A 19450-nucleotide genomic window follows, 5' to 3' on the forward strand; every position below is an offset into this window, starting at 1 on the left:
GTTTTGGGGCGCGCAGGCTTGTAGTCTCACCGTTTGTGCAGAGTGACAACGCGTACCGGCTGATTCTTGCCTCGGCCAGCCCTGCTCGGCGGGCGCTGCTCACCGGGGCGGGGATCGATGCGGAGATCATTGTCAGCGGGGTGGATGAGAGCGTCGTCGAGGCGGAGGACGCGTACACGCTGAGCCTTGCGCTGGCGCGGATGAAAGCGCGGACGGTGGCGGCGGAGCTGCCGGCGGATCCGGCGGTGCTGGTGCTGGGGTGTGACTCTGTGCTGGCGTTCGAAGGGGAGATCTTCGGGAAGCCGGCGGATGCACATGAGGCAGTGCAGCGGTGGAAGGCGATGCGCGGGAAGTCCGGGGTGCTGCACACCGGGCATCACCTGACCGGGCTGGTCAGCGGGCGGCAGGCGGAGGCCGTGGGGACGACCGCGGTGCACTTCGCGGACGTGACCGACTCGGAGATCGAAGCGTATGTGGCATCCGGGGAGCCGCTTCAGGTTGCCGGGGCGTTCACGCTCGACGGGCGGGGTGGCGCATTCGTGGAGCGGATCGAAGGGGACCCCGGGAATGTGATCGGGCTGTCGCTGCCGCTGCTCCGCACCCTGCTCCGGGACATGGATGTGCCGATCATCGACCTCTGGCGGCGGTAGCACGGCGGCAGCGGCGGCAGACCGGCACAGCAGCGCCGCCAGCGAGGCGACAGCGGAACGGCCTTCACACGGCGGCACCGCGCGCGTCGAAACGGCCAAAACGGCCGCGACGGCGACGACGGTGACACGGCGACGGCGGTAACGGTGGCGGTGACACGGCGACGGCGACAGCGGCGGTGACACGGCGGCGGGCGGCGGTGACACGGCGGCGGGTGGCGGTGGCGATGACACGGCAACGGCGGCGGGTGGCGGTGGCGATGACACGGCAACGGCGGCGGGTGTGGCGGTGGCGATGACACGGCAACGGTGGCGCTGATACGCCGACGGTGACGCGGCGGCAGGATTGCGGACTGTCAGCGCCCCCAATGTGAACCGCTGGGGCCCCTGCGGTTGAAGGACGGCAGGTCGGGCAGCCCACCGAGCGATGAGATCCCCGGCCACTGCATGGACAGCGGCAAGTCGGCCAGCCACCGCACAGCCCCCGCACGGTCCAGCCACCCCGCAGGCCGCTGTTCCAGCAGGTGAAAGCACCCCACCAGCACCCCACCAACACCGCGACGCGGCCAAAAATGCCGTGCCGCCGCGTCGCCGGCCAACAAGGGGGTGGCGAGATGCGAGCAAGACTCTGAACTTTCGTTAGGCTCTAGCCGTGCGGAAGATATTGATCGCCAACCGCGGCGAGATCGCCCTCCGGGTCATCCGGGCCTGCAAGGACGCCGGCCTGACCAGCGTCGCCGTCTACGCCGACGGGGATCGGGACGCCCCCCATGCCCGGCTCGCCGATGAGGCGTACGCGCTGGACGGCGAGTCCGCCGCCGACACGTACCTGCGGATCGACAAGCTGATCGCGATCGCGGAGCGGGCCGGGGCCGACGCTGTACACCCCGGTTATGGGTTCTTGTCGGAGAATGCGGAGTTCGCCGAGGCGGTGCTGGCCGCGGGGTTGACCTGGATCGGGCCGAGCCCGCAGTCGATCCGCGACCTCGGCGACAAGGTGACCGCGCGGCACATCGCGCAGCGGGCGGGGGCGCCGCTGGTGCCGGGTACGCCGGAGCCGGTGGCCGATGCCGCGGAGATCGTGGCGTTCGCCGAGGCGCACGGGCTGCCGGTGGCGATCAAGGCGGCGTTCGGCGGTGGTGGCCGCGGCCTGAAGGTGGCGCGGACGATCGAGGAGATCCCGGCGCTGTTCGAGAGCGCGACTCGGGAGGCGGTCGCCGCGTTCGGGCGGGGCGAGTGTTTCGTCGAGCGTTACCTGGACCGGCCGCGGCACGTCGAGGCGCAGGTCATCGCGGACACGCACGGCAATGTCGTGGTGGTCGGCACGCGCGACTGTTCGCTGCAGCGCCGCCACCAGAAGCTGGTGGAGGAGGCGCCCGCGCCGTTCCTCAGTGACGAGCAGCGTGCGAGCATCCACGAGAGTGCGAAGGCGATCTGCCGGGAGGCCGGCTACTACGGCGCCGGCACCGTGGAATACCTGGTGGGCCAGGACGGGACGATCTCCTTCCTGGAGGTCAACACCCGGCTCCAGGTGGAGCATCCGGTCAGCGAGGAGACGACCGGTATCGACCTGGTCCGGGAGCAGTTCCGGATCGCGGCCGGCGAGCCGCTGGCGATCACCGAGGATCCGGTGCCGCGCGGGCACGCGATCGAGTTCCGGATCAACGGTGAGGACGCGGGCCGCAACTTCCTGCCGGCGCCGGGCACCGTGTCGACGCTCGTCTGGCCGTCCGGGCCGGGGGTGCGGGTCGACGCGGGTGTCGAGGCGGGCAGCGTGATCGGCGGCAACTTCGACTCGATGCTCGCGAAGATCATCGTGGTCGGCGCGACCCGTGAGCAGGCGCTGGAGCGCTCGCGGCGGGTGCTGGACGAGACGGTGATCGAGGGCATCGCGACGGTGCTGCCGTTCCACCGGGCGGTGGTCCGGGACGCGGCGTTCGTCAGCGAGCCGTTCACCGTGCACACCCGCTGGATCGAGACCGAGTGGGACAACCGGGTCCCGGCGTTCAGCGCGCCGGCGCCCGGCGGCGGCGAGGCCGCCGACCGCGAGACCGTCGTGGTCGAGGTCAGCGGCCGGCGGGTCGAGGTCCGCCTGCCCAAGAGCCTGCTTGCCGGTACGCCCGGACCCGCCGCCGCCCCGCAGAAACGTGCCGGACGGCCTCGCGGTGGCGCCTCCACCGCGGTCGCGAGCGGCGACAGCCTGACCGCCCCGATGCAGGGCACCGTCGTGAAGGTCGCCGCGCAGAACGGTGACCAGGTCAACGAGGGTGACGTGATCGTGGTGGTCGAGGCGATGAAGATGGAGCAGCCGCTGACCGCGCACCGGGCGGGCACGGTGGCCGGCCTGTCGCTGGAGGTCGGCGCCACGGTGACGGCCGGCGCGGTGATCTGCACGATCGAGGGCTGACCGGCTCACCGTCCCATCGCCCGGACGCGGCCCAGGATCACCCGGGCCGCTTCCACCGGGTCTTCCTGGGTGCTGTCCGGGAAGGCCCCGCTGAGCCACAGGGTGGCGAAGCCGTGCACCATCGACCAGGCGGCCAGGCCGACTTCGCGGACCTCGTCGGAGACCAGGTCGGCGGTGCCTTCGCGGGCGGCCCGGGCGTGGGTCGCCACGTCCGGGCCGGCCAGCGGCGCGTCCGGCAGGTCGGTCATTCCGGCGTACAGCGCGTCGGCCGCCTGGCGCCGCGCGGCCAGCAGCGCCGGGTCGTCGGCGTGGTAGAGGTCGGTCCGGAACATCACCTCGAACGTCGCCCGGTTGGCCAGCGCGAACCGCAGGTAGGTCACCCCGAGTTCGAGCAGGCTGTTGCTGGCCAGCCGGGAGGTGGCCAGGGCTTTGGCGAGCTGTTCGAAGCCGTCGGTGGCGAGCGCGGTGAGCAGCCCGGCCCGGTCGGCGAAGTGGTGCCCGGGAGCGGCGTGCGAGACCCCGGCCCGGCGGGCCAGATCCCGCATGCTGAGCGCGGTCACCCCGGTTTCGGTGATCGAGTCGGCGGCCGCCTTCAGCAGGGCCCGGCGGAGGTCACCGTGGTGGTAGCTCGGTCTGGTCACCGGCCCAGGATAACTAGGCAGCGACAAGATGCCGGGTGGCCGCTGGGACGGGCCGCCGATACGGGACCTACCGGCGGCCCGCGGCCGCGGCACCGAACCGGGGAGATCCGAGCCCGCGGGCACCGCCAACGGTACGCCCCGCCGTCGGGGACACCGAGAAAACCGGGGGCGGGACGGGACCTTTCGGTCGTACCGTGGCGGGCATCACTGTCTGTCCCGATTCCCGTGGCGCATGCTGAACACAGCGCCCTCTCAGGTGCGCTCCCGGACAATGCCGGGAGCCCTGAAACCGCGAGGTGGCCCCTGCAATGACCGAACTGCTGACGATGGTGGCCTCACCGGTACTGGTCTACCTCGCACTGTTCGGATTTCTGGCGGTCGATGCACTGATCCCGGTCGTCCCGATCCAGGCCATCATGATCACTACCGGTGCGCTGACCGTCTACGGTCACCTGCACCTGGGTGTGGTCATCGCGATCGGCGCGCTCGGCATGTTCACCGGCGACCTGATCGCCTTCCTGCTGGGCCGCTCCACCGGGCATCGCCTGAGCGCGCTGCACGCCCGGTTCGCCCCGCGCACCACCGACTCCCGCACCCGGCAGGCAGCCGAGCGGTTCACCCGCGGCCTGCGCAAGCCGGGGCCGCTGGTGGTGCTGCTCTGCCGGTTCGTCCCGGGCGGCCGGATGGCGTCCGGCTACCACGCGGGCCGCACCGGCTACCCGATGCGGCTCTTCGTGGCATACGACCTCGGCGCCGCCCTCTGCTGGGCCGGTTACGGCGGCCTGGTCGGGCATCTGGGCGGCACCGCGGTCACCCAGTCGGCCTGGCGGCTGTTCGCGATCGCGGCCGGCGCGGCCCTGATCTTCGGGACGGCCGGCTGGATCCTCGCCCTTTTCGGGGGCCGCGAGTCGGCTACTGGATCTCGTGCTGCATCAGCTGACGAGCCGCTTCCGCGATCGAACCCGACAGCGACGGATAGATCGTGATGGTATGGGCCAGCTGGTCCACGGTCAGGTTGTTCTCGATCGCCATGGTGATCGGCAGGATCAGTTCGCTCGCCTTCGGAGCGACCACCACCCCGCCGACGATCTGACCGGTCGCCGGCCGGCAGAACAGTTTGACGAAACCGTCCCGCAGGTCGGCCATCTTGGCCCGGGCGTTGCCGGTCAGCGGCAGCATCACCTGGCGGGCCGGGGTGCGCCCGGAGTCCACCTCGTTCTGCGAAACGCCGACGGTGGCCAGCTCCGGGTCGGTGAACACGTTCGCCGAGACGGTGCGCAGCCGCAGCGGGGCGACCGCCTCCCCCATGGCGTGCCAGATCGCGATCCGGCCCTGCATCGCCGCGACGCTGGCCAGTGGCAGCACCCCGGTGCAGTCACCGGCGGCGTAGATGCCCGGCACGTTGGTCCGCGACACCCGGTCCACGGTGACGTAGCCACCCTGGCCGACCGCCACGCCGTACTCCGCCAGGCCGAGGTCCCGGGTGTTCGGGATGGCACCGACGGCGATCAGCGCGTGCGAGGCGTCGACCACCCGGCCGTCGGCCAGGGTGACCCGCACGCCGGTGCCGGTGTTCACCACCGAGTCACCCCGGGCCTGGCTGAGAATGGTCATCCCGCGCTCGCGGAAGACCCGCTCGATCGCCATCGCGGCGTCCGCGTCCTCGTGCGGCATCACCCGTTCGCGGCTGGAGACGAGCGTCACCTGCACGCCCATCGCCAGGTACGCGCTGGCGAACTCGGCACCGGTGACACCGGAACCGATCACCACGAGGTGCTCGGGGAGCTCGGTCAGGTCGTACACCTGCCGCCAGTCGAGGATGCGCTCGCCGTCCGGGCGGGCGGTCGGCAGCACCCGCGGGGTGGCGCCGGTGGCCAGCAGCACGGTGTCCGCCTCGACCGCGTACGGCCTGCCCTCGTGCGGGGTGATCAGCACCTGATGGGTGTGGCCGAGCCGGTCCTCGCCCAGCCGGGCCCGGCCGTGCACCACGTCGACACCGGCTTTGACCAGCTTGGTCTGGATGTCGCCGGACTGGGCCAGGGCGAGTTTCTTGACCCGCTCGTTGACCGCGGTCGCGTCGACGCTCACCCCGTCCAGGCCGCGGGAGCGGATCCCGAACCGGTCGTTGTGGCGGTATCCGGTCATCACCTCGGAGCTGGCGATGAACGTCTTGGACGGGACACAGTCGGTCAGCACGCAGGCGCCACCGGGACCGTCCGCCTCGACCAGGGTCACATCGGCGTCGAGCTGCGCGGCGACCAGAGCCGCCTCATAGCCGCCCGGTCCCCCACCGATGATCACGATCCGACTCACGATTACCCGACCTCCAATAAGTGCATCTGTGCCGACACGCACTTCTCATATTCTCACCGACCGTCGTTACGACTATCGTCGTCGCCGTGCGTCACTACGCCGCGTATGGCTCGAATCTGGACCCAGCCCGCATGCTGGCCTACTGTCCGCACTCGCCGATGGTCGGCGTGGGGTGGATCGAAGGCTGGCGCCTGACCTTTGCCGGAGAAGGGGAAATGGGCTGGGAGGGTGCCGTGACGACGATCGTCGAGTCGCCCGGCGACCGTGTCTTCGTCTCCCTCTACGACGTGCATCCGTGGGATGCGGCACAACTCGACGAGGTCGAGGGGGTGCCCGCCGGGACGTACCAGAAACTCACCGTGCGTGTATCGACCCTTGACGGTGAGGTGCCCGCCTGGGTGTACGTCTTCGCCGGTTACGAGGGCGGCCTGCCCACCGCGTGGTATCTCTCCGAGATCGCCACCGCGGCGGAGAAGGCGGGCGCGCCCGACGACTACGTCAGCGACCTGCGGCACCGTCCGACCGGGACGGCGTCCCCGGAAAGCTAGGCCCGGGCCGCCGGCACGGTGGTCTGGTACACATTCGCCCGGTAGAGCGGGGTCATCCCGACCTTCCGGTAGAGGCGTGCGGCCTCGGTCGGGTTCGCCATGTCCACCCCGAGCCCGGCCGCGGACCGCCCCTTCCCGGCGTAGGCGGCGAAGGCGCGGCGCAGCAGCGCCTCACCGACACCCCGCTTGCGGTACGGCCGGAGCACCCCCAGATAGCGCACCCAGCCCTCGTCGCGGTCCTCCGGCTCGGTGGACTGCAGCACCCCGGCCAGCTCGCCGTCCGCCTCCGCCACGAACCACTCGTCGTACGGCACCGGGCCGCCGGTCGCGGCCTGCCGCCGCCAGTCGTCGAAGCTCATCGCCGGATGGTCGGAGTCGAGGAACGCCTCCTCGATCACCGCGTGGAAGCGGCGCAGCTCGGCCTCGTCGTCGTGGCGCACCGGGCGGATCGTCACCCCGGCCGGCGGGCGCGGCGCCTCGGCGCCGATCCCGTCCAGCGACATCCGCATCCGCGCGTGCTGCTTGAGGAAGGTGAAGCCGGCCGCGGTCAGCGCCTCGATGTACTCCGTCTCGGTCGGGATCGCGCCGGCCCGCACCGTGTACGGGTCGTGGCCCAGTTCGGCGGCCCGCTCGGCCATCCGCCCCATCATCAGGTCGAGCAGCGGGCGCTGGGCCGGCACGCCGCGCCCCGGCCACACGTAGACCTCCAGAAAGTCCCGGGCCTGGCCGGTCGGGTTCCGCGGATAGGCCCAGCCGGCCAGCCGCCCGGCGTCGTCGAAGGCCAGCCACGAGTCGCGGCTCATGTCGGTGTGCGGCCCGGTCAGCTCGTCGCGCACCTCGTCGGCGCTGAAGTCGGGCTCACCGACCGCGGCGATGTCACTGGCGTGCACCAGCTCCAGAATCAGCGGCACGTCGTCGAGGGTGGGCCGGCGTGTGGTCCAGCCGTCCGGAAGCGCGGTCATGGCTGGCATCCGACCACGGCCCGCGGTTCTCTGCCAACCGGTTTCACCCCGTGGTGCCTCAGCGGACCAGCCGATGCCCGAGCGACTCCAGCAGCCCGGCGAACTCCACCCGCTCCGGCCGGTCCAGGGTGCCGTAGGCCTGCCCGGCCAACGAATTCGCCACCGCCTCGGCCCACATCAGCCGGCGCACCAGCGGGCCGGCCGACGGATACGGCGCCTGCCAGCCGAGCGCCACCGCCCCGGTCTCCCCCTCCGGCCCCGCCATGATCGCCTCCAGCGGGGTCAGGCCCCCGGCGCGGACCGCGATCACGTACACCCCCTGCCGGTGCTCGTGCAGCAGGTGCAGCAGCATCGCGGCGCGGGCCCCCGGCTCCTGGCTCGGCACCGGCATCGCCCGCCAGGCCGCGAACAGCGGCAGCCCGGCCGGGTCGACCGCGCCCACCACCCGCTCGGCCAGCTCCAGCAGCCGGGTCAGCCGCGGGAAGCCGCCCACCTGCTCCGCACCCCAGGTGCACAGCTCGCGCAGGTGCCAGGTGGCCACCTCGGACGGCTGCGAACTCTTCGCGGTCGCCTCCCAGCCCTCGGTGACCGCCTCCGGCGCGATGAACGCCACCGCGGCCGCGACCGTCTCCGGCCGCACGTCACCGAGCGCACCGGCCCGGGCCGACACGTGATAGGCCCAGCCGGAGAGCCCGAGCAGCCGCGCGCGGCGCAGGGTCTGCGGGGATTCGGCGAAGGCGCCGACGATGGCGGCGAGGCTCGCCTTGGCGTTGGCGGCAGCCTGTTCGGGGGTCACCCGCCCGATTCTGCCCCGCCTGACCGATTTACAAAATCCACCGTATCCACAATCCCCGGGCTGAATGCGCCGCGCCCCAAGGTCAAGATCAAATTCATGGAGCAGATGTCGTGCGCTGCGGCCGATAACTGATCGCTGCTCCCGCCGGGACCCTTGCGGGCCGGGCTGGCCGCTGCGCGTCCAGAGCGCCCGGCCCGCAAGGGCGACGTCCGAGGGTGGGCACGGACGCGACACCGCTGCCACCCCGGACCGCCCCGCGCCCCTGGACCCCGGCCGGCCCGCACCGTGGCCGGCGAACCCAGCATGGCGACTGTGGTGGGGCGAGCCGCGGCGTGGCCTTCGGCTGCTGCTCCTCGTGGCGCGGCGGATCCTGTGACCAGCCTGGGCGCCGGCTGGTCAGGGGAGGTCGTCGAGGGCGGCCTGAACGTCGCCGACGCGACGACGGGCGGCGGCGGACTCGCGTTCGGCCGTGCGGCGGGCCTGTTTGCGGCGGGCCACGTCGGCGACCGCCTCGGTGCGGCGGCGTTCCAGCTCGGCCAGTTCCGCGTCCAGGTCGTCCACCAGGTGCTGGGCGTCTCGTTCGGCTTCCTCGGCGCGGTTGAGGTGTTCGTCGGCGCGGCGCTCGGCGGCTTCCGCGGCGGCCAGGTCGCGTTCCAGATCGCGGCGCCGCCGCTCCTCCTCGCGGCGCCGGCGTTCCCGGGCCGCCCGTTCCCGCGCCTCCGCCTCGCGTGCCGCCTCGTTCCGGGCCGCCTCGCGCCGCGCCGCCTCGTCCGGATCCGATTCGTCGGGACCCGCGCCTTTCCGGCCCGCGTCGCCACGGCTGGATCGCCAGGTCGCGGCCGGCCCGTCAGCCGGATCGCTCGCGTCACCACGGCTGGATCGCCCGGTCGCGGCCGGCTCGTCAACCGGATCGCTCGCGTCGGCGTCCTCGTCGTCCTCGGTCACGTCGGCGTCCTCGCCGCCGCTGATCAACCGCAGCCGGGGACGCGGCACCTCGCCGAAGCCGGCATAAGCCGCCGACCGGATCAGCCGCCCGGTGCGCACCTGCTCGGCGACCTCCGGATCGGACAGCGCCGCGGTCAGCGTGGTCTCCACCTCGCCCAGCGGCAGCTTCCCGGCCCCGGCGCCGGCCGCCACGGCCAGCTTGCGGGCCTCGGCGACCAGCGCCGACACGAACGCCCGCCGCTGCTGGGACAACTCCCGCAGCTGGTCACCCTGCAGTTCCCGCTGGGCGGCCCGCAGCGCCGCGGACAGCTCCACCAGGTCACCGATCAGATCCGGCCGCCGGCGGGCGAGCAGATTGACCACCCAGGCCGCCACGGTCGGCTTCTTCAGCGCGGCCAGCCGCTTGGCCGCATCCCGGTCGCCGGCCGCCCGGGCCGCCTCGATCGCGGCCGCCCTGGTCGCCACGAAACCTTCCGGCGGCTCCTCGTACAGCCGCCGCACCACGTCGTCGATCACCTCAGGCACACCAGCGGCTCCTCGCACTTCAGCCGAACCCCTTCCGTACCGCCGATACCCACGGGCCGGCTCGCATTGTCGCCCCCTCCCGCGCGGCACCACCACGCGGACCAGCCGGCCGACCGGCGGGCGGGTCAGGTGAGCGTGGTACCCGGGGCGACGTGCTGGTAGCGGGTTTCGGAGAACCTCTCCAGGTGGCCGTCCGAGATCGCCGCGCCGCGGTCGTTGAGCAGGCCGTCGTGGATGGCGATGGCCCGGCCCGGCTTGACCGCGCGGGCGAACTCGATCGCCTCGGACACCTTCATCCACGGCGCGTTCAGCGGCACGCAGAGGGTGTCGACCGGCGCGCCGTCCGGCGCCACGAACGAGTCACCCGGGTGGTAGAGGCTGCCGGCTCCGTCGTCGATCAGATAGCCGAGGTTGGCGATCCGCGGAATGTACGGGTGGATCACCGCGTGCTGCCCGCCGTACGCCCGGAGGGTGAATCCGGCGGCCCGGAACTCGTCGCCCGGCCGCACCTCGGTGGTCGCCTCGGCGATCTCGCCGAGCTGGGCGAGCACCGCGGCGTGCGAGAAGATCCGGAGCTCCGGCCGGCGCCGGACGGCTTCGGTGAGCGCGGCGACGTCCAGGTGGTCGAAGTGCTCGTGGGTGATGACCACGGCGTCGGCACCGTCCAATGCCGACTTCTCGGAGAATTCACCCGGATCGACGACCAGCACCCCCGCTCCCTCGATCCGCAGACAGGCGTGGGTGAGCTTCGTGACGCGCACGGGATTCCTCCGCTACTGAATCGTGACCGGTCATCTCGCAGTCTGCCGGAACCGGACGGGACCCGCCGTACGTCCCAGCGGTCAGTCGTAGCGACGATCGGAGTGGTGATGCGGAAACGGGGTTACACCTTGGCCGGCGCCGTGCTGCTGTGCGGCGCCCTGCTGGCCGGTTGCGGTTCGGGGGATTCCTCGGACTCGTCGGCGAGCAGCGACAGAGCGGCCGCGCCGGCCGGGGGCAACGCGGCGCCCGCCGAGGCCGCCGCGGGCGGGAAGGCGGACAGCGGCACCGCGCAGGACAGCGTCGGGGCCGGCCAGCGGAGCACGGCACAGGGTAAGGACACCCCGGCCGAGTCGCCGAACCTGAGCGTGGACCAGCGGTCGATCATCTACACCGGGTCGATCACCGTGCAGGTCAAGGACGTGAACGCGGCGGCCGCGCAGGCCACCGGCATCGCGGCCGGGACGGGCGGCTTCGTCGGTGGCGACGACCGGCAGAGCGGCAACAGCGGCGCCGCCACCGCCACCCTGACCCTGCGGATCCCGGCCGCCAAGTTCAGCGCGGCGCTGCAGCAGATCGCCGGGCTGGGGGTCGAGAAGAACCGGGCGATCAACACCCAGGACGTCACCGAGGAGGTCGTCGACCTGGACGCCCGACTCGCCGTCCAGCAGGCCCGGGTCGACTCCGGCCGCAAGCTGCTGGCCCAGGCCAAGTCGCTGAGCGACCTGGTCATGCTGGAGAAGGAGGTCGCCACCCGGGAGTCCGACCTGGCCTCGCTGCAGGCCAAGAAGCGCCGCCTCGCCGACCTGACCGCGCTGAGCACGGTCACCGTCGTCCTGCTCGGTCCGGACGCCGCGGTGGCCGCCCCGGCCGCCGCCTCCCCCGGTTTCCTCAGCGGCCTCAGGAACGGCTGGCACGCCCTGGTCGCCTCGCTGTCGGTCCTGCTGACCGTCCTGGGCGCCCTGCTCCCCTGGTTCCTGGTCCTCGGCGTGCCGGCCTGGGCCCTCTGGTACTTCACCCGCCGCTACCGCCGCGCCCGCTCCACCCCCCAGCTCCCCACCCCGTAGCCGGCCCGCACCGTCGCCACGCAACCCGCGACACGACGGGTGCGGGCACGCCGGAGCCGCGCGCCACACCGGCAACGACCGGCCCGGACCGGCCCGGACCCGCCCGGACCCGCCCGGACCCGGGGCCCGGGGCGGTCCGGGGTGGCAGCGGTGCGGTGTCCGCGCCCACCCGCGGATGCCACCCAGCTCAGGGGTGGCAGCGGTGCGGTGTCCGTGCCCACCCGCGGTGCCACCCAGCTCAGAGGTGCCGGGCAACAACAAGGGTCCACCGATGAGCGGCGATCGGTCATCGGCCGCGGCGCATGACATCTAGATCTTGCGGTAAGCGGACGAACCGTCAGAAGGCGCCGGTCGAGAGGGCGGCGAGCGCGGTGTGCGCCATCACCCGGATGCCGTGCCCGATGCACGCCTCGTCCACGTCGAAATCCCCCTGGTGCAGGTCGTGCCGCACGTCCGACCCCGGCACCCCGGTCCCGAGCCGGATCATCGCGCCCGGGACGTGCTCCAGGTAGAACGAGAAGTCCTCGCCGCCCATGCTGATCTCGGCCTCGACGACCCGGTCGGCGCCGAGTGCGGCCCCGGCGGCGCCCGCGATGACCGCGGTCGCCATCCGGTCGTTGATCACCGGCGGGACGCCGCGCCGGTATTCGACCTCGACGCCGGCGCCGGTCGCGGCGACCACGTCGTGGATCAGTTTGGTGATCATCTCGGGGGCTTCGCGCCAGGCGTCCCGGTTGAGGATGCGGACCGTGCCGCTGGCCTCGCCGGTGCCGGGGATGGCGTTGAACGCCTGGCCGGCGTGGACCGACCCCCAGACCAGGGAGACGCCGGCGCGCGGGTCGACCCGGCGGTCGAGCAGCGCCGGCACGTCGACGATGACCCGCCCGAGCGCGTGCACCAGGTCGGCGGTCAGGTGCGGCCGAGCGGTGTGCCCGCCGGGGCCGGACAGTTTCACCCTGATCGTGTCGGCGGCCGCGGTGAACGGGCCGGAGCGGACCCCGACCAGGCCGGCCGGCAGCTGCGGGTAGCAGTGCAGGGCGTAGATCGCGGCGACGTCCTTGAGGCCGCCGGCGGCGATCACCTCGGGGGCGCCGGACGGGATGTGCTCCTCGGCCGGCTGGAACAGCAGCCGCACCCGGCCCGGAAGCTCGCCCTGCTCGTGCAGCTGGGCCAGGGCCAGCCCGAGGCCGAGCAGGATGGTGGTGTGCACGTCGTGGCCGCAGGCGTGGGCGACCTTCTCCACGGTGCTGCGGTACGGCACGTCCTTGAGGTCGTGCAGCGGCAGCGCGTCCAGGTCGGCGCGGAAGGCGACGACCCGGTCGCCCTCGCCGATGTCGCAGATGACGCCGTTGCCGCGGGGCATCAGCCGCGGACTGAGGCCGGCCAGGGTGAGTTCGCGGGCGATCAGGGCCGCGGTCTCGAACTCGGAGTGTGATCGTTCCGGGTGGGCGTGGATGTGCCGACGGATCGCTACCAGCTCGGCTCCCCGGGCGGCGAGCCAGCGGTCGAGCTGGCCGGGTAGGGGGTCGGCGCCGGGCAGAGGCTCGGGCCACGCCGTATCGGCGCCGTCGGGCGCCGTCAGAGCAGTAGTCACGTCGGGTTCCAGATCACTCTCTAAGTTCGTCGGGTTTTGCGACGCGCGACAGCTTAGTCCGTTTTTCGTCACACTATGTAACGGTCGCGTAAACGTGCCGGGCGGCGGGAGTAGGCCCGCCAGCCCACCAACGGGTAACGAATCACGAGGGTGACGTGACACACCATGAGTACGTCTAGAAACGCTCGACCGGTCGATATACGCCCCACACCCCACGGAGGGTGTGGCAGACCTCACCGACAGTAGCGCGCAGACGCAACGCTTCCTTCATCGACGGTAGGACGTTTGCCGTCCCGGCGGCAGCCTTCGCCAGATCCGCCAGCGCCGCCTGCACGGCCGGGTCGTCCCGCTCGGCCCGCAGGGTGGCCAGCCGGGCCGCCTGGGCCGCCTCGATCGCCGGGTCGACGCGCAGCGGCTCGTACTTCTCCTCGGCCTCCGCGGTGAACCGGTTGACGCCGACCACCACCCGCTCGCCGCCGTCGATCTCGTTGGCGATCCGGTAGGCCGACTGCTCGATCTCGCTCTTCTGGAAGCCCTGCTCGATCGCGTCGACCGCGGAGCCGTACTCGAAGACCCGCTCGATCAGCGCGGTGGCCTCCCGCTCCACCTGGTCGGTCAGTGCCTCCACCGCGTACGACCCGGCGAACGGGTCGACCGTGCCGGTCAGCCCGCTCTCGTAGGCGAGCACCTGCTGGGTGCGCAGCGCCAACCGGGCGGACTTCTCGGTGGGCAGCGCGATCGCCTCGTCGTACGAGTTGGTGTGCAGCGACTGGGTGCCGCCGGCGATCGCCCCGAGCGCCTGGATCGCCACCCGGATCAGGTTGACCTCCGGCTGCTGGGCGGTCAGCTGCACGCCGGCGGTCTGGGTGTGGAAGCGCAGCATCATCGACTTCGGGTCCTTGGCGCCGAACTCGTCGCGCATGATCCGGGCCCACATCCGGCGGGCCGCGCGGAACTTGGCGATCTCCTCCAGCAGCGTGGTGCGGGCCACGAAGAAGAAGCTCAGGCGCGGCGCGAAGTCGTCGACGGCCAGGCCCGCGGCGATCGCGGCGCGCACGTACTCGATGCCGTTGGCCAGCGTGAAGGCGATCTCCTGCACGGGCGTGGCGCCGGCCTCGGCCATGTGGTAGCCGGAGATCGAGATGGTGTTCCACTTGGGGATCTCGGTCCGGCAGTAGGCGAACGTGTCGGCCACCAGCCGCAGCGACGGCTTGGGCGGGAAGATGTAGGTCCCGCGGGCCACGTACTCCTTGAGGATGTCGTTCTGGATGGTGCCCTGCAGGGCCGCCCCGGGCACCCCCTGCTCCTCGGCGACCAGCTGATAGAGCAGCAGCAGCACCGAACCGGGCGCGTTGATCGTCATCGAGGTGGAGACCTGGTCGAGCGGGATGCCGGCGAACAGCTGCCGCATGTCGTCGATCGAGTCGACGGCCACCCCGACCTTGCCGACCTCGCCGTGCGCGATCGGCTCGTCCGAGTCGTACCCCATCTGGGTGGGCAGGTCGAAGGCCACCGACAGACCCATCGTGCCGGCCTTGAGCAGCTGGTGGTACCGGGCGTTGGACTCGGCGGCGGTGCCGAAGCCGGCGTACTGCCGCATGGTCCACGGGCGCTTCGTGTACATCGTCGGGTACACGCCGCGGGTGTAGGGGAACTCGCCCGGCTGATCGGACCCGGCCGCCGAAGGCACGTCGTCCGGCCCGTAGACCGGTTTGATGGTGAAACCCGACTCTGCGTTCACGTGGTGATCCTAAGGCTCGTTCAGTGCCCGGTGGCGTCCACGTTCGGCCACCCGGCCGCTACCCAGGGTCGTTTCCTGGTGAACAGTCCGGGCGTGACTTTCGTTGCGGCTGGCGAGCGGGCAAGATAGCTGGGTCAGACCCCGGCCCCCTAGACCCCCTCGGTGGCATCCTCAGTGACTCAGATTCCGACGTGGAGCAGCGGTGACGCGGCCTCCCTCAACGGGCGCGCGGCCCCCGGCACGCTGATCGGCGGGCGGTACACGCTGCGTGCCGCGGTGGGTCACGGCGGCATGGGCACGGTCTGGCGGGCGGCGGACACGCTGCTGCGCCGGGACGTGGCGATCAAGGAGGTCATCCTCCCGCCGGGGCTGGCGCCCAGCGACCGCGACGCGATGTACGAGCGCACCATGCGCGAGGCCCGTGCCGCCGCCGCCCTGCAGCACCCCGCGGTGGTCCAGGTCTACGACGTGGTGCACGAGAACGGCCGGCCGTGGATCGTGATGGAGCTGCTGGACGCGCGCAGCCTGGCCGACATGGTGATCGAGGACGGGCCGGTCGCGCCCCGGGTGGTCGCCAAGATCGGCATCGCGCTGCTCGGCGCGCTCGAGGTGGCCCACGCGCACGGCGTGCTGCACCGCGACGTCAAGCCGGCCAACGTGCTGATCTGCAACGACGGCCGCTGCGTGCTGACCGACTTCGGCGTCGCCCGGATGCCCACCGACGTGCAGCTGACCACGCCCGGCATGGTGCTCGGCTCGCCGCACTTCATCTCCCCGGAGCGGGCCATGGGCCAGGACTTCGGGCCGCCCAGCGACCTGTTCTCGCTGGGCGTCACGCTGTACACGGCGATCGAGGGCCGCCCGCCGTTCGACAAGGGTGACCCGATCGAGACCATGCACGCGGTGGTCGAGGACCCGCCGGCCCCGGTGATGCGGGCCGGTTCGCTCACCCCGGTGCTGATGGGCCTGCTGGAGAAGAACCCGGCCCAGCGGATGGACGTGCAGACCGCCCGCACCCTGCTGCGCCAGCAGCTGGCCGGCCCGCTGGCCAGCAAGAGCCCGCCGCACATGATGACCGACCCGTATTCGGTGGTGCCCTCGCCGCGGCCGGTGTCGCCGCCGCCGGCCGCCACCCAGCAGATCCCGCCGCAGCCCAGCGGTCAGATCGGCGGCCGGGCCATGCTCGCGCCCGGCGAGTCGCTCACCGACCACCTGACCAAGCTGGAACAGCAGAACAGCACCGGTGGCGGCCGCCGGCGCGCCCCGGAGCCGGCCGACGCGGGTTTCCCGACCGGCACCATGCCGGCGCACCAACTGCCCCAGGCCACCCGGCCGGGCACCGTGGTGACCAGCCCGGCCGCCAAGCGCCGGATGGCGGTGCAGAACGCCACGCAGACCGTCAAGGACGCGACCGCCAGGGCCCGGGCCACCTTCCTGGGCTGGCCGCGCAACAAGCGGCTGGCGGTCGGCGGTGGCGCGGCGGCCGCGGTGCTGGCGCTGATCCTGATCGTCTCGTTGACCGGCGGCGGGGACGGCGGTGCGGCCGTGCAGACCCCGGTCGCCGGACCGCAGACCGGTGCCGCGGCGCCGGGTGGCGGCGTGGCCGCCGGAACCCAGGACTACAAGGGCAGCAAGGCGATCTCGGTGAAGGTGCCGGCCGGCTGGACCAGGGCCGCCGGCGGGACCTACGTCGACTACGTCGACCCGGCCGACAAGCTGCGCAAGGTGCGGGTGCTGGCCGAGTCGGGCAAGTCGACGCCCGAGCACTTCGTCACCGAGATCGCCCCGAACGGGCTGAAGAAGTCGGCGAACTGCCCGAAGCCGTTCAAGGCCGTCGGCACCGACACCAACCTGCAGATCTCCGGGCACCCGGCCGCCCAGCTGGAATACACGTGCGGCACCGGCGACGCGATGCGGCACGGGATCTGGCGGATGACCCAGGTCAACGGCACGATGTACTCCTTCTTCCTGACCACCCCGGCGGCCGAGTTCGACGGCAGCAGGAAGTACTTCGACGCCATGGCGGACAGCTTCCAGCTCAACCTCTGACCGGGTTGTGCTATCAATCCGTAATGGCACCAGAAGTTGATATTGAGTTGAGGGCGGCCGCCGAGGCCTGGCTCGCGGACGATCCCGATCCGTCGAGCCGGGCTGAGTTGCGCGCGCTGATCGACGCGCTCCCGGCCACCGCCGGGGAGCTGCGCGACCGGTTCGCCGGACCGCTCACCTTCGGCACCGCCGGGCTGCGCGGCCGGTTGCGGGCCGGACCGAACGGGATGAACCTCGCGGTGGTCACCCGGGCCGCGGCCGGCCTGGTGGCCTGGCTGGCCCAGCAGGGCGGCGAGGGGCCGCTGGTGATCGGCTTCGACGCCCGGCACGGCTCTCGCGCGTTCGCCGAGCAGACCGCCCGGGTGGCGACCGCCGCCGGGCGCGCCGCGTTCCTGATGCCCCGGGTGCTGCCGACGCCGGTGCTGGCCTACGCGGTGCGGGCGCTGGGCGCGGTGGCCGGGGTGATGGTCACCGCCAGCCACAACCCGCCGCAGGACAACGGCTACAAGGTCTACCTCGGGGACGGTGCGCAGATCGTGCCGCCCGCCGACGCCGGCATCGAGGCGGCCATCCGGGCGGTCCCGAGCGCCGCCGCGGTCCCGCTGGGCGACGCGGGCACGGTCCTGGGCGAGGACATCATCGCGGCGTACGTCGCGAACGCCGCCGCCGTGCTCACCTCGGGCGGGCCGCGGGATCTGGCGATCGCCTACACCCCGCTGCACGGCGTCGGTGGCACCACGCTGGCCGCCGCATTCGACGCCGCCGGGTTCGCCGCCCCGGCCGTGGTCGCCGACCAGGCCGAGCCGGACCCGGAGTTCCCGACCGTGGCGTTCCCCAACCCGGAGGAGCCGGGCGCGATGGACCACCTGGTCGCGCTGGCCGGGGCGACCGGGGCCGACCTGGCGATCGCCAACGACCCGGACGCGGACCGCTGCGCGGTGGCGATCCCCGGCCCGGACGGCGCGTGGCGGCCGCTGCGCGGCGACGAGCTCGGGGTGCTGCTCGCCGACCATCTGATCCGGCGCGGCACGCCCGGCGTGTACGCCACCACGATCGTCTCGTCGACGCTGCTGGGCCGGTTGTGTGCGGCCCGGGGGGTGCCGTACGCGGAGACGCTGACCGGCTTCAAGTGGATCGTCCGGGCGGCCGACGACCTGGCCTTCGGCTACGAGGAGGCGCTCGGCTACTGCGTCGCCCCGGCCATGGTGCGGGACAAGGACGGGATCACCGCGGCGCTGACCGCGGCCGAGCTGGCCGCCGGGCTCAAGGCGCGGGGCCGGACGCTGGCCGACCGGCTGGACGAGTTGGCCGTCGAGTTCGGCGTGCACGCCACCGATCAGCTCTCGATGCGGGTCGACGACCTGGCCGAGATCGGCGCGGCGATGACCCGGGCCCGCCGGCGGCCGCCGGCCACCCTGCTCGGCGAGCCGATCGGCTCGGTCACCGACCTGCTGCCGGAGAACGACGTGCTGACCTTCCGCACCGACGCCGTCCGGGTGGTGATCCGGCCGTCCGGCACCGAGCCGAAACTCAAGGCGTACCTGGAAGTGGTCGAGCCGGTCGGCGACGGTGACGTGGCCGCGGCCCGGGAACGTGCGGCCGGCGGCCTGCGCGCGCTGCGCGCCGAGATCGCCGCCGTCCTCGGCATCTAGGTCGTTGCCTCCCGGGTGTCCGACCGGACACCCGGGAACGCCGTCAGACCGCCTTGGGAGCGCCGAGGGCGGCTGAGATCGCCTTGCCCAGGGTGGCGACCACCAGCGCGACGCTGGGGCGCACGATGGAGTCCTCCAGGTTGGCGCCGGCCGCGAAGCCGGCGCCCGCGGAGATCTCCTCAAGCCGGCGGTGGGCCTGCTCGGCCTGGTCGGCGGGGAGTTTCAGGGCCGGCTCCATGCGGGCGGCACAGAGCAGCGTGCACAGCGCCGCGGTGCGCTCGGACGGCGTCTTGTCCGAGGTGAGCGCCTCGGCCAGACGGCCGCGGATCTCCGCCTCGAAGGCCGGGTCGGTGGTCGGGTAGCGGTGCACGTGGATGTAGTCGAGCTGGGTCTCATCCACGTCCTTGACCACACCGCGGGCGCACAGGTCCTCCAGGACCCGGGTGCGCAGCCGGTGGCGCAGGCGCTGCAGCCACTGGGCCGGGGTGTGCGGCGGGTCGCCGGCCACCTTGGTCAGCACCGCGTCGGCGATCGTGTCGCCGGTCGGCGTCTCGTCCTTGACCTGCAGGTAGCCGTCGACGTAGGCGACCCGGCCCGCCAGCGCGAGATCGATCAGCACGGCGGCGGCCATGCCGAGATCGAGCCCGATCCGGGAGCCGGTCGCTTTACCCGTCTGATCGTCGTACGCGAGAAGTAGGAGTTCCTCGGCGAGCGGAATGGAGGTCATGGAGAAAACATAACGGCTGTGCGCTCGACCGCCAGTAGCCCGTTGGTCGCCATCCGGTTCACCAGCCGGAATTCGGG

Annotated in this window: 16 protein-coding genes; 7 read left to right on the forward strand and 9 right to left on the reverse strand. The window is 72.5% G+C overall.

All coding sequences use genetic code 11. The annotated features are described in order from the left end of the window. Nucleotides 1-35: 35 nt before the first annotated feature. Nucleotides 36-650, forward strand: a complete 615-nt coding sequence (locus ACSP50_RS38080; RefSeq protein WP_014694666.1) for a nucleoside triphosphate pyrophosphatase — start codon at nt 36-38, stop codon at nt 648-650. 649 nt (nt 651-1299) lie between these two features. Next, on the forward strand, nt 1300-3054 hold the full coding sequence (locus ACSP50_RS38085; protein WP_014694667.1) for a biotin carboxylase N-terminal domain-containing protein: 1755 nt from the start codon (nt 1300-1302) through the stop codon (nt 3052-3054). Nucleotides 3055-3059: 5 nt separating this feature from the next. On the opposite strand, the gene ACSP50_RS38090 is transcribed toward ACSP50_RS38085, so the two are convergent. Next, nucleotides 3060-3695, reverse strand: a complete 636-nt coding sequence (locus ACSP50_RS38090; protein ID WP_014694668.1) for a TetR/AcrR family transcriptional regulator — start codon at nt 3693-3695, stop codon at nt 3060-3062. A 308-nt stretch (nt 3696-4003) separates the two neighbouring features. On the opposite strand from ACSP50_RS38090, the gene ACSP50_RS38095 reads away from it, so the two are divergent. Beyond that, entirely contained in the window at nt 4004-4681 is a 678-nt protein-coding gene (locus ACSP50_RS38095; protein ID WP_014694669.1) for a DedA family protein, read from the forward strand. Here the strand turns inward: ACSP50_RS38095 and ACSP50_RS38100 are convergent. Beyond that, nucleotides 4608-6008: an NAD(P)H-quinone dehydrogenase gene (locus tag ACSP50_RS38100; protein WP_014694670.1), complete on the reverse strand. Its 1401-nt coding sequence runs from the start codon at nt 6006-6008 to the stop codon at nt 4608-4610. The two genes, ACSP50_RS38095 and ACSP50_RS38100, sit on opposite strands and share 74 nt — an antisense overlap. Before the next feature lie 86 nt (nt 6009-6094). Here ACSP50_RS38100 and ACSP50_RS38105 point away from each other — a divergent pair, with 86 nt between their 5' ends. Further along, nucleotides 6095-6556 (forward strand): gamma-glutamylcyclotransferase, encoded by a 462-nt coding sequence (locus tag ACSP50_RS38105; protein WP_063714032.1) that lies wholly within the window; start codon nt 6095-6097, stop codon nt 6554-6556. Here ACSP50_RS38105 and ACSP50_RS38110 read toward each other — a convergent pair. The 4 genes from ACSP50_RS38110 to ACSP50_RS38125 all read right to left on the reverse strand — a co-directional run bounded on the left by ACSP50_RS38110 (nt 6553) and on the right by ACSP50_RS38125 (nt 10545). After that, nucleotides 6553-7518: a GNAT family N-acetyltransferase gene (locus tag ACSP50_RS38110; RefSeq protein WP_014694672.1), complete on the reverse strand. Its 966-nt coding sequence runs from the start codon at nt 7516-7518 to the stop codon at nt 6553-6555. The genes ACSP50_RS38105 and ACSP50_RS38110 overlap by 4 nt on opposite strands. A 58-nt stretch (nt 7519-7576) precedes the next feature. Continuing rightward, nucleotides 7577-8314 (reverse strand): hypothetical protein, encoded by a 738-nt coding sequence (locus tag ACSP50_RS38115; protein ID WP_014694673.1) that lies wholly within the window; start codon nt 8312-8314, stop codon nt 7577-7579. 396 nt (nt 8315-8710) lie between these two features. After that, entirely contained in the window at nt 8711-9784 is a 1074-nt protein-coding gene (locus ACSP50_RS38120; protein WP_014694674.1) for a hypothetical protein, read from the reverse strand. Nucleotides 9785-9909: 125 nt separating this feature from the next. Next, nucleotides 9910-10545 (reverse strand): MBL fold metallo-hydrolase, encoded by a 636-nt coding sequence (locus ACSP50_RS38125; RefSeq protein WP_014694675.1) that lies wholly within the window; start codon nt 10543-10545, stop codon nt 9910-9912. A 108-nt stretch (nt 10546-10653) separates the two neighbouring features. Here ACSP50_RS38125 and ACSP50_RS38130 point away from each other — a divergent pair, with 108 nt between their 5' ends. Then, on the forward strand, nt 10654-11610 hold the full coding sequence (locus ACSP50_RS38130; protein WP_014694676.1) for a DUF4349 domain-containing protein: 957 nt from the start codon (nt 10654-10656) through the stop codon (nt 11608-11610). A 337-nt stretch (nt 11611-11947) separates the two neighbouring features. Here ACSP50_RS38130 and ACSP50_RS38135 read toward each other — a convergent pair whose 3' ends face one another. Continuing rightward, complete coding sequence (locus tag ACSP50_RS38135; RefSeq protein ID WP_014694677.1) at nt 11948-13204, reverse strand: amidohydrolase; 1257 nt, start codon at nt 13202-13204, stop codon at nt 11948-11950. A gap of 175 nt (nt 13205-13379) precedes the next feature. Continuing rightward, entirely contained in the window at nt 13380-14945 is a 1566-nt protein-coding gene (locus ACSP50_RS38140) for a methylmalonyl-CoA mutase (protein WP_014694678.1), read from the reverse strand. A 174-nt stretch (nt 14946-15119) separates the two neighbouring features. Here ACSP50_RS38140 and ACSP50_RS38145 point away from each other — a divergent pair, with 174 nt between their 5' ends. Continuing rightward, on the forward strand, nt 15120-16994 hold the full coding sequence (locus ACSP50_RS38145) for a serine/threonine-protein kinase (RefSeq protein ID WP_014694679.1): 1875 nt from the start codon (nt 15120-15122) through the stop codon (nt 16992-16994). Nucleotides 16995-17017: 23 nt separating this feature from the next. Beyond that, nucleotides 17018-18646 (forward strand): phospho-sugar mutase, encoded by a 1629-nt coding sequence (locus ACSP50_RS38150; RefSeq protein ID WP_043512987.1) that lies wholly within the window; start codon nt 17018-17020, stop codon nt 18644-18646. Nucleotides 18647-18689: 43 nt separating this feature from the next. Here the strand turns inward: ACSP50_RS38150 and ACSP50_RS38155 are convergent, their stop codons facing one another. Then, the gene (locus ACSP50_RS38155; protein WP_014694681.1) at nt 18690-19373 is read right to left on the reverse strand and encodes a GPP34 family phosphoprotein; all 684 of its coding nucleotides are present in this window, start codon (nt 19371-19373) and stop codon (nt 18690-18692) included. Nucleotides 19374-19450: the final 77 nt, after the last annotated feature.

This window comes from Actinoplanes sp. SE50/110, assembly GCF_900119315.1.
Classification (GTDB): domain Bacteria; phylum Actinomycetota; class Actinomycetes; order Mycobacteriales; family Micromonosporaceae; genus Actinoplanes.

What these genes read in the sequence shown, in the direction of transcription:
- ACSP50_RS38130 (WP_014694676.1), top strand. Translation starts at nt 10,654, where the DNA reads ATGCGGAAACGGGGTTACACCTTGGCCGGCGCCGTGCTGCTGTGCGGC.
- ACSP50_RS38095 (WP_014694669.1), top strand. Translation starts at nt 4,004, where the DNA reads ATGACCGAACTGCTGACGATGGTGGCCTCACCGGTACTGGTCTACCTC.
- ACSP50_RS38150 (WP_043512987.1), top strand. Translation starts at nt 17,018, where the DNA reads ATGGCACCAGAAGTTGATATTGAGTTGAGGGCGGCCGCCGAGGCCTGG.
- ACSP50_RS38155 (WP_014694681.1), bottom strand. Translation starts at nt 19,373, where the DNA reads ATGACCTCCATTCCGCTCGCCGAGGAACTCCTACTTCTCGCGTACGAC.
- ACSP50_RS38110 (WP_014694672.1), bottom strand. Translation starts at nt 7,518, where the DNA reads ATGACCGCGCTTCCGGACGGCTGGACCACACGCCGGCCCACCCTCGAC.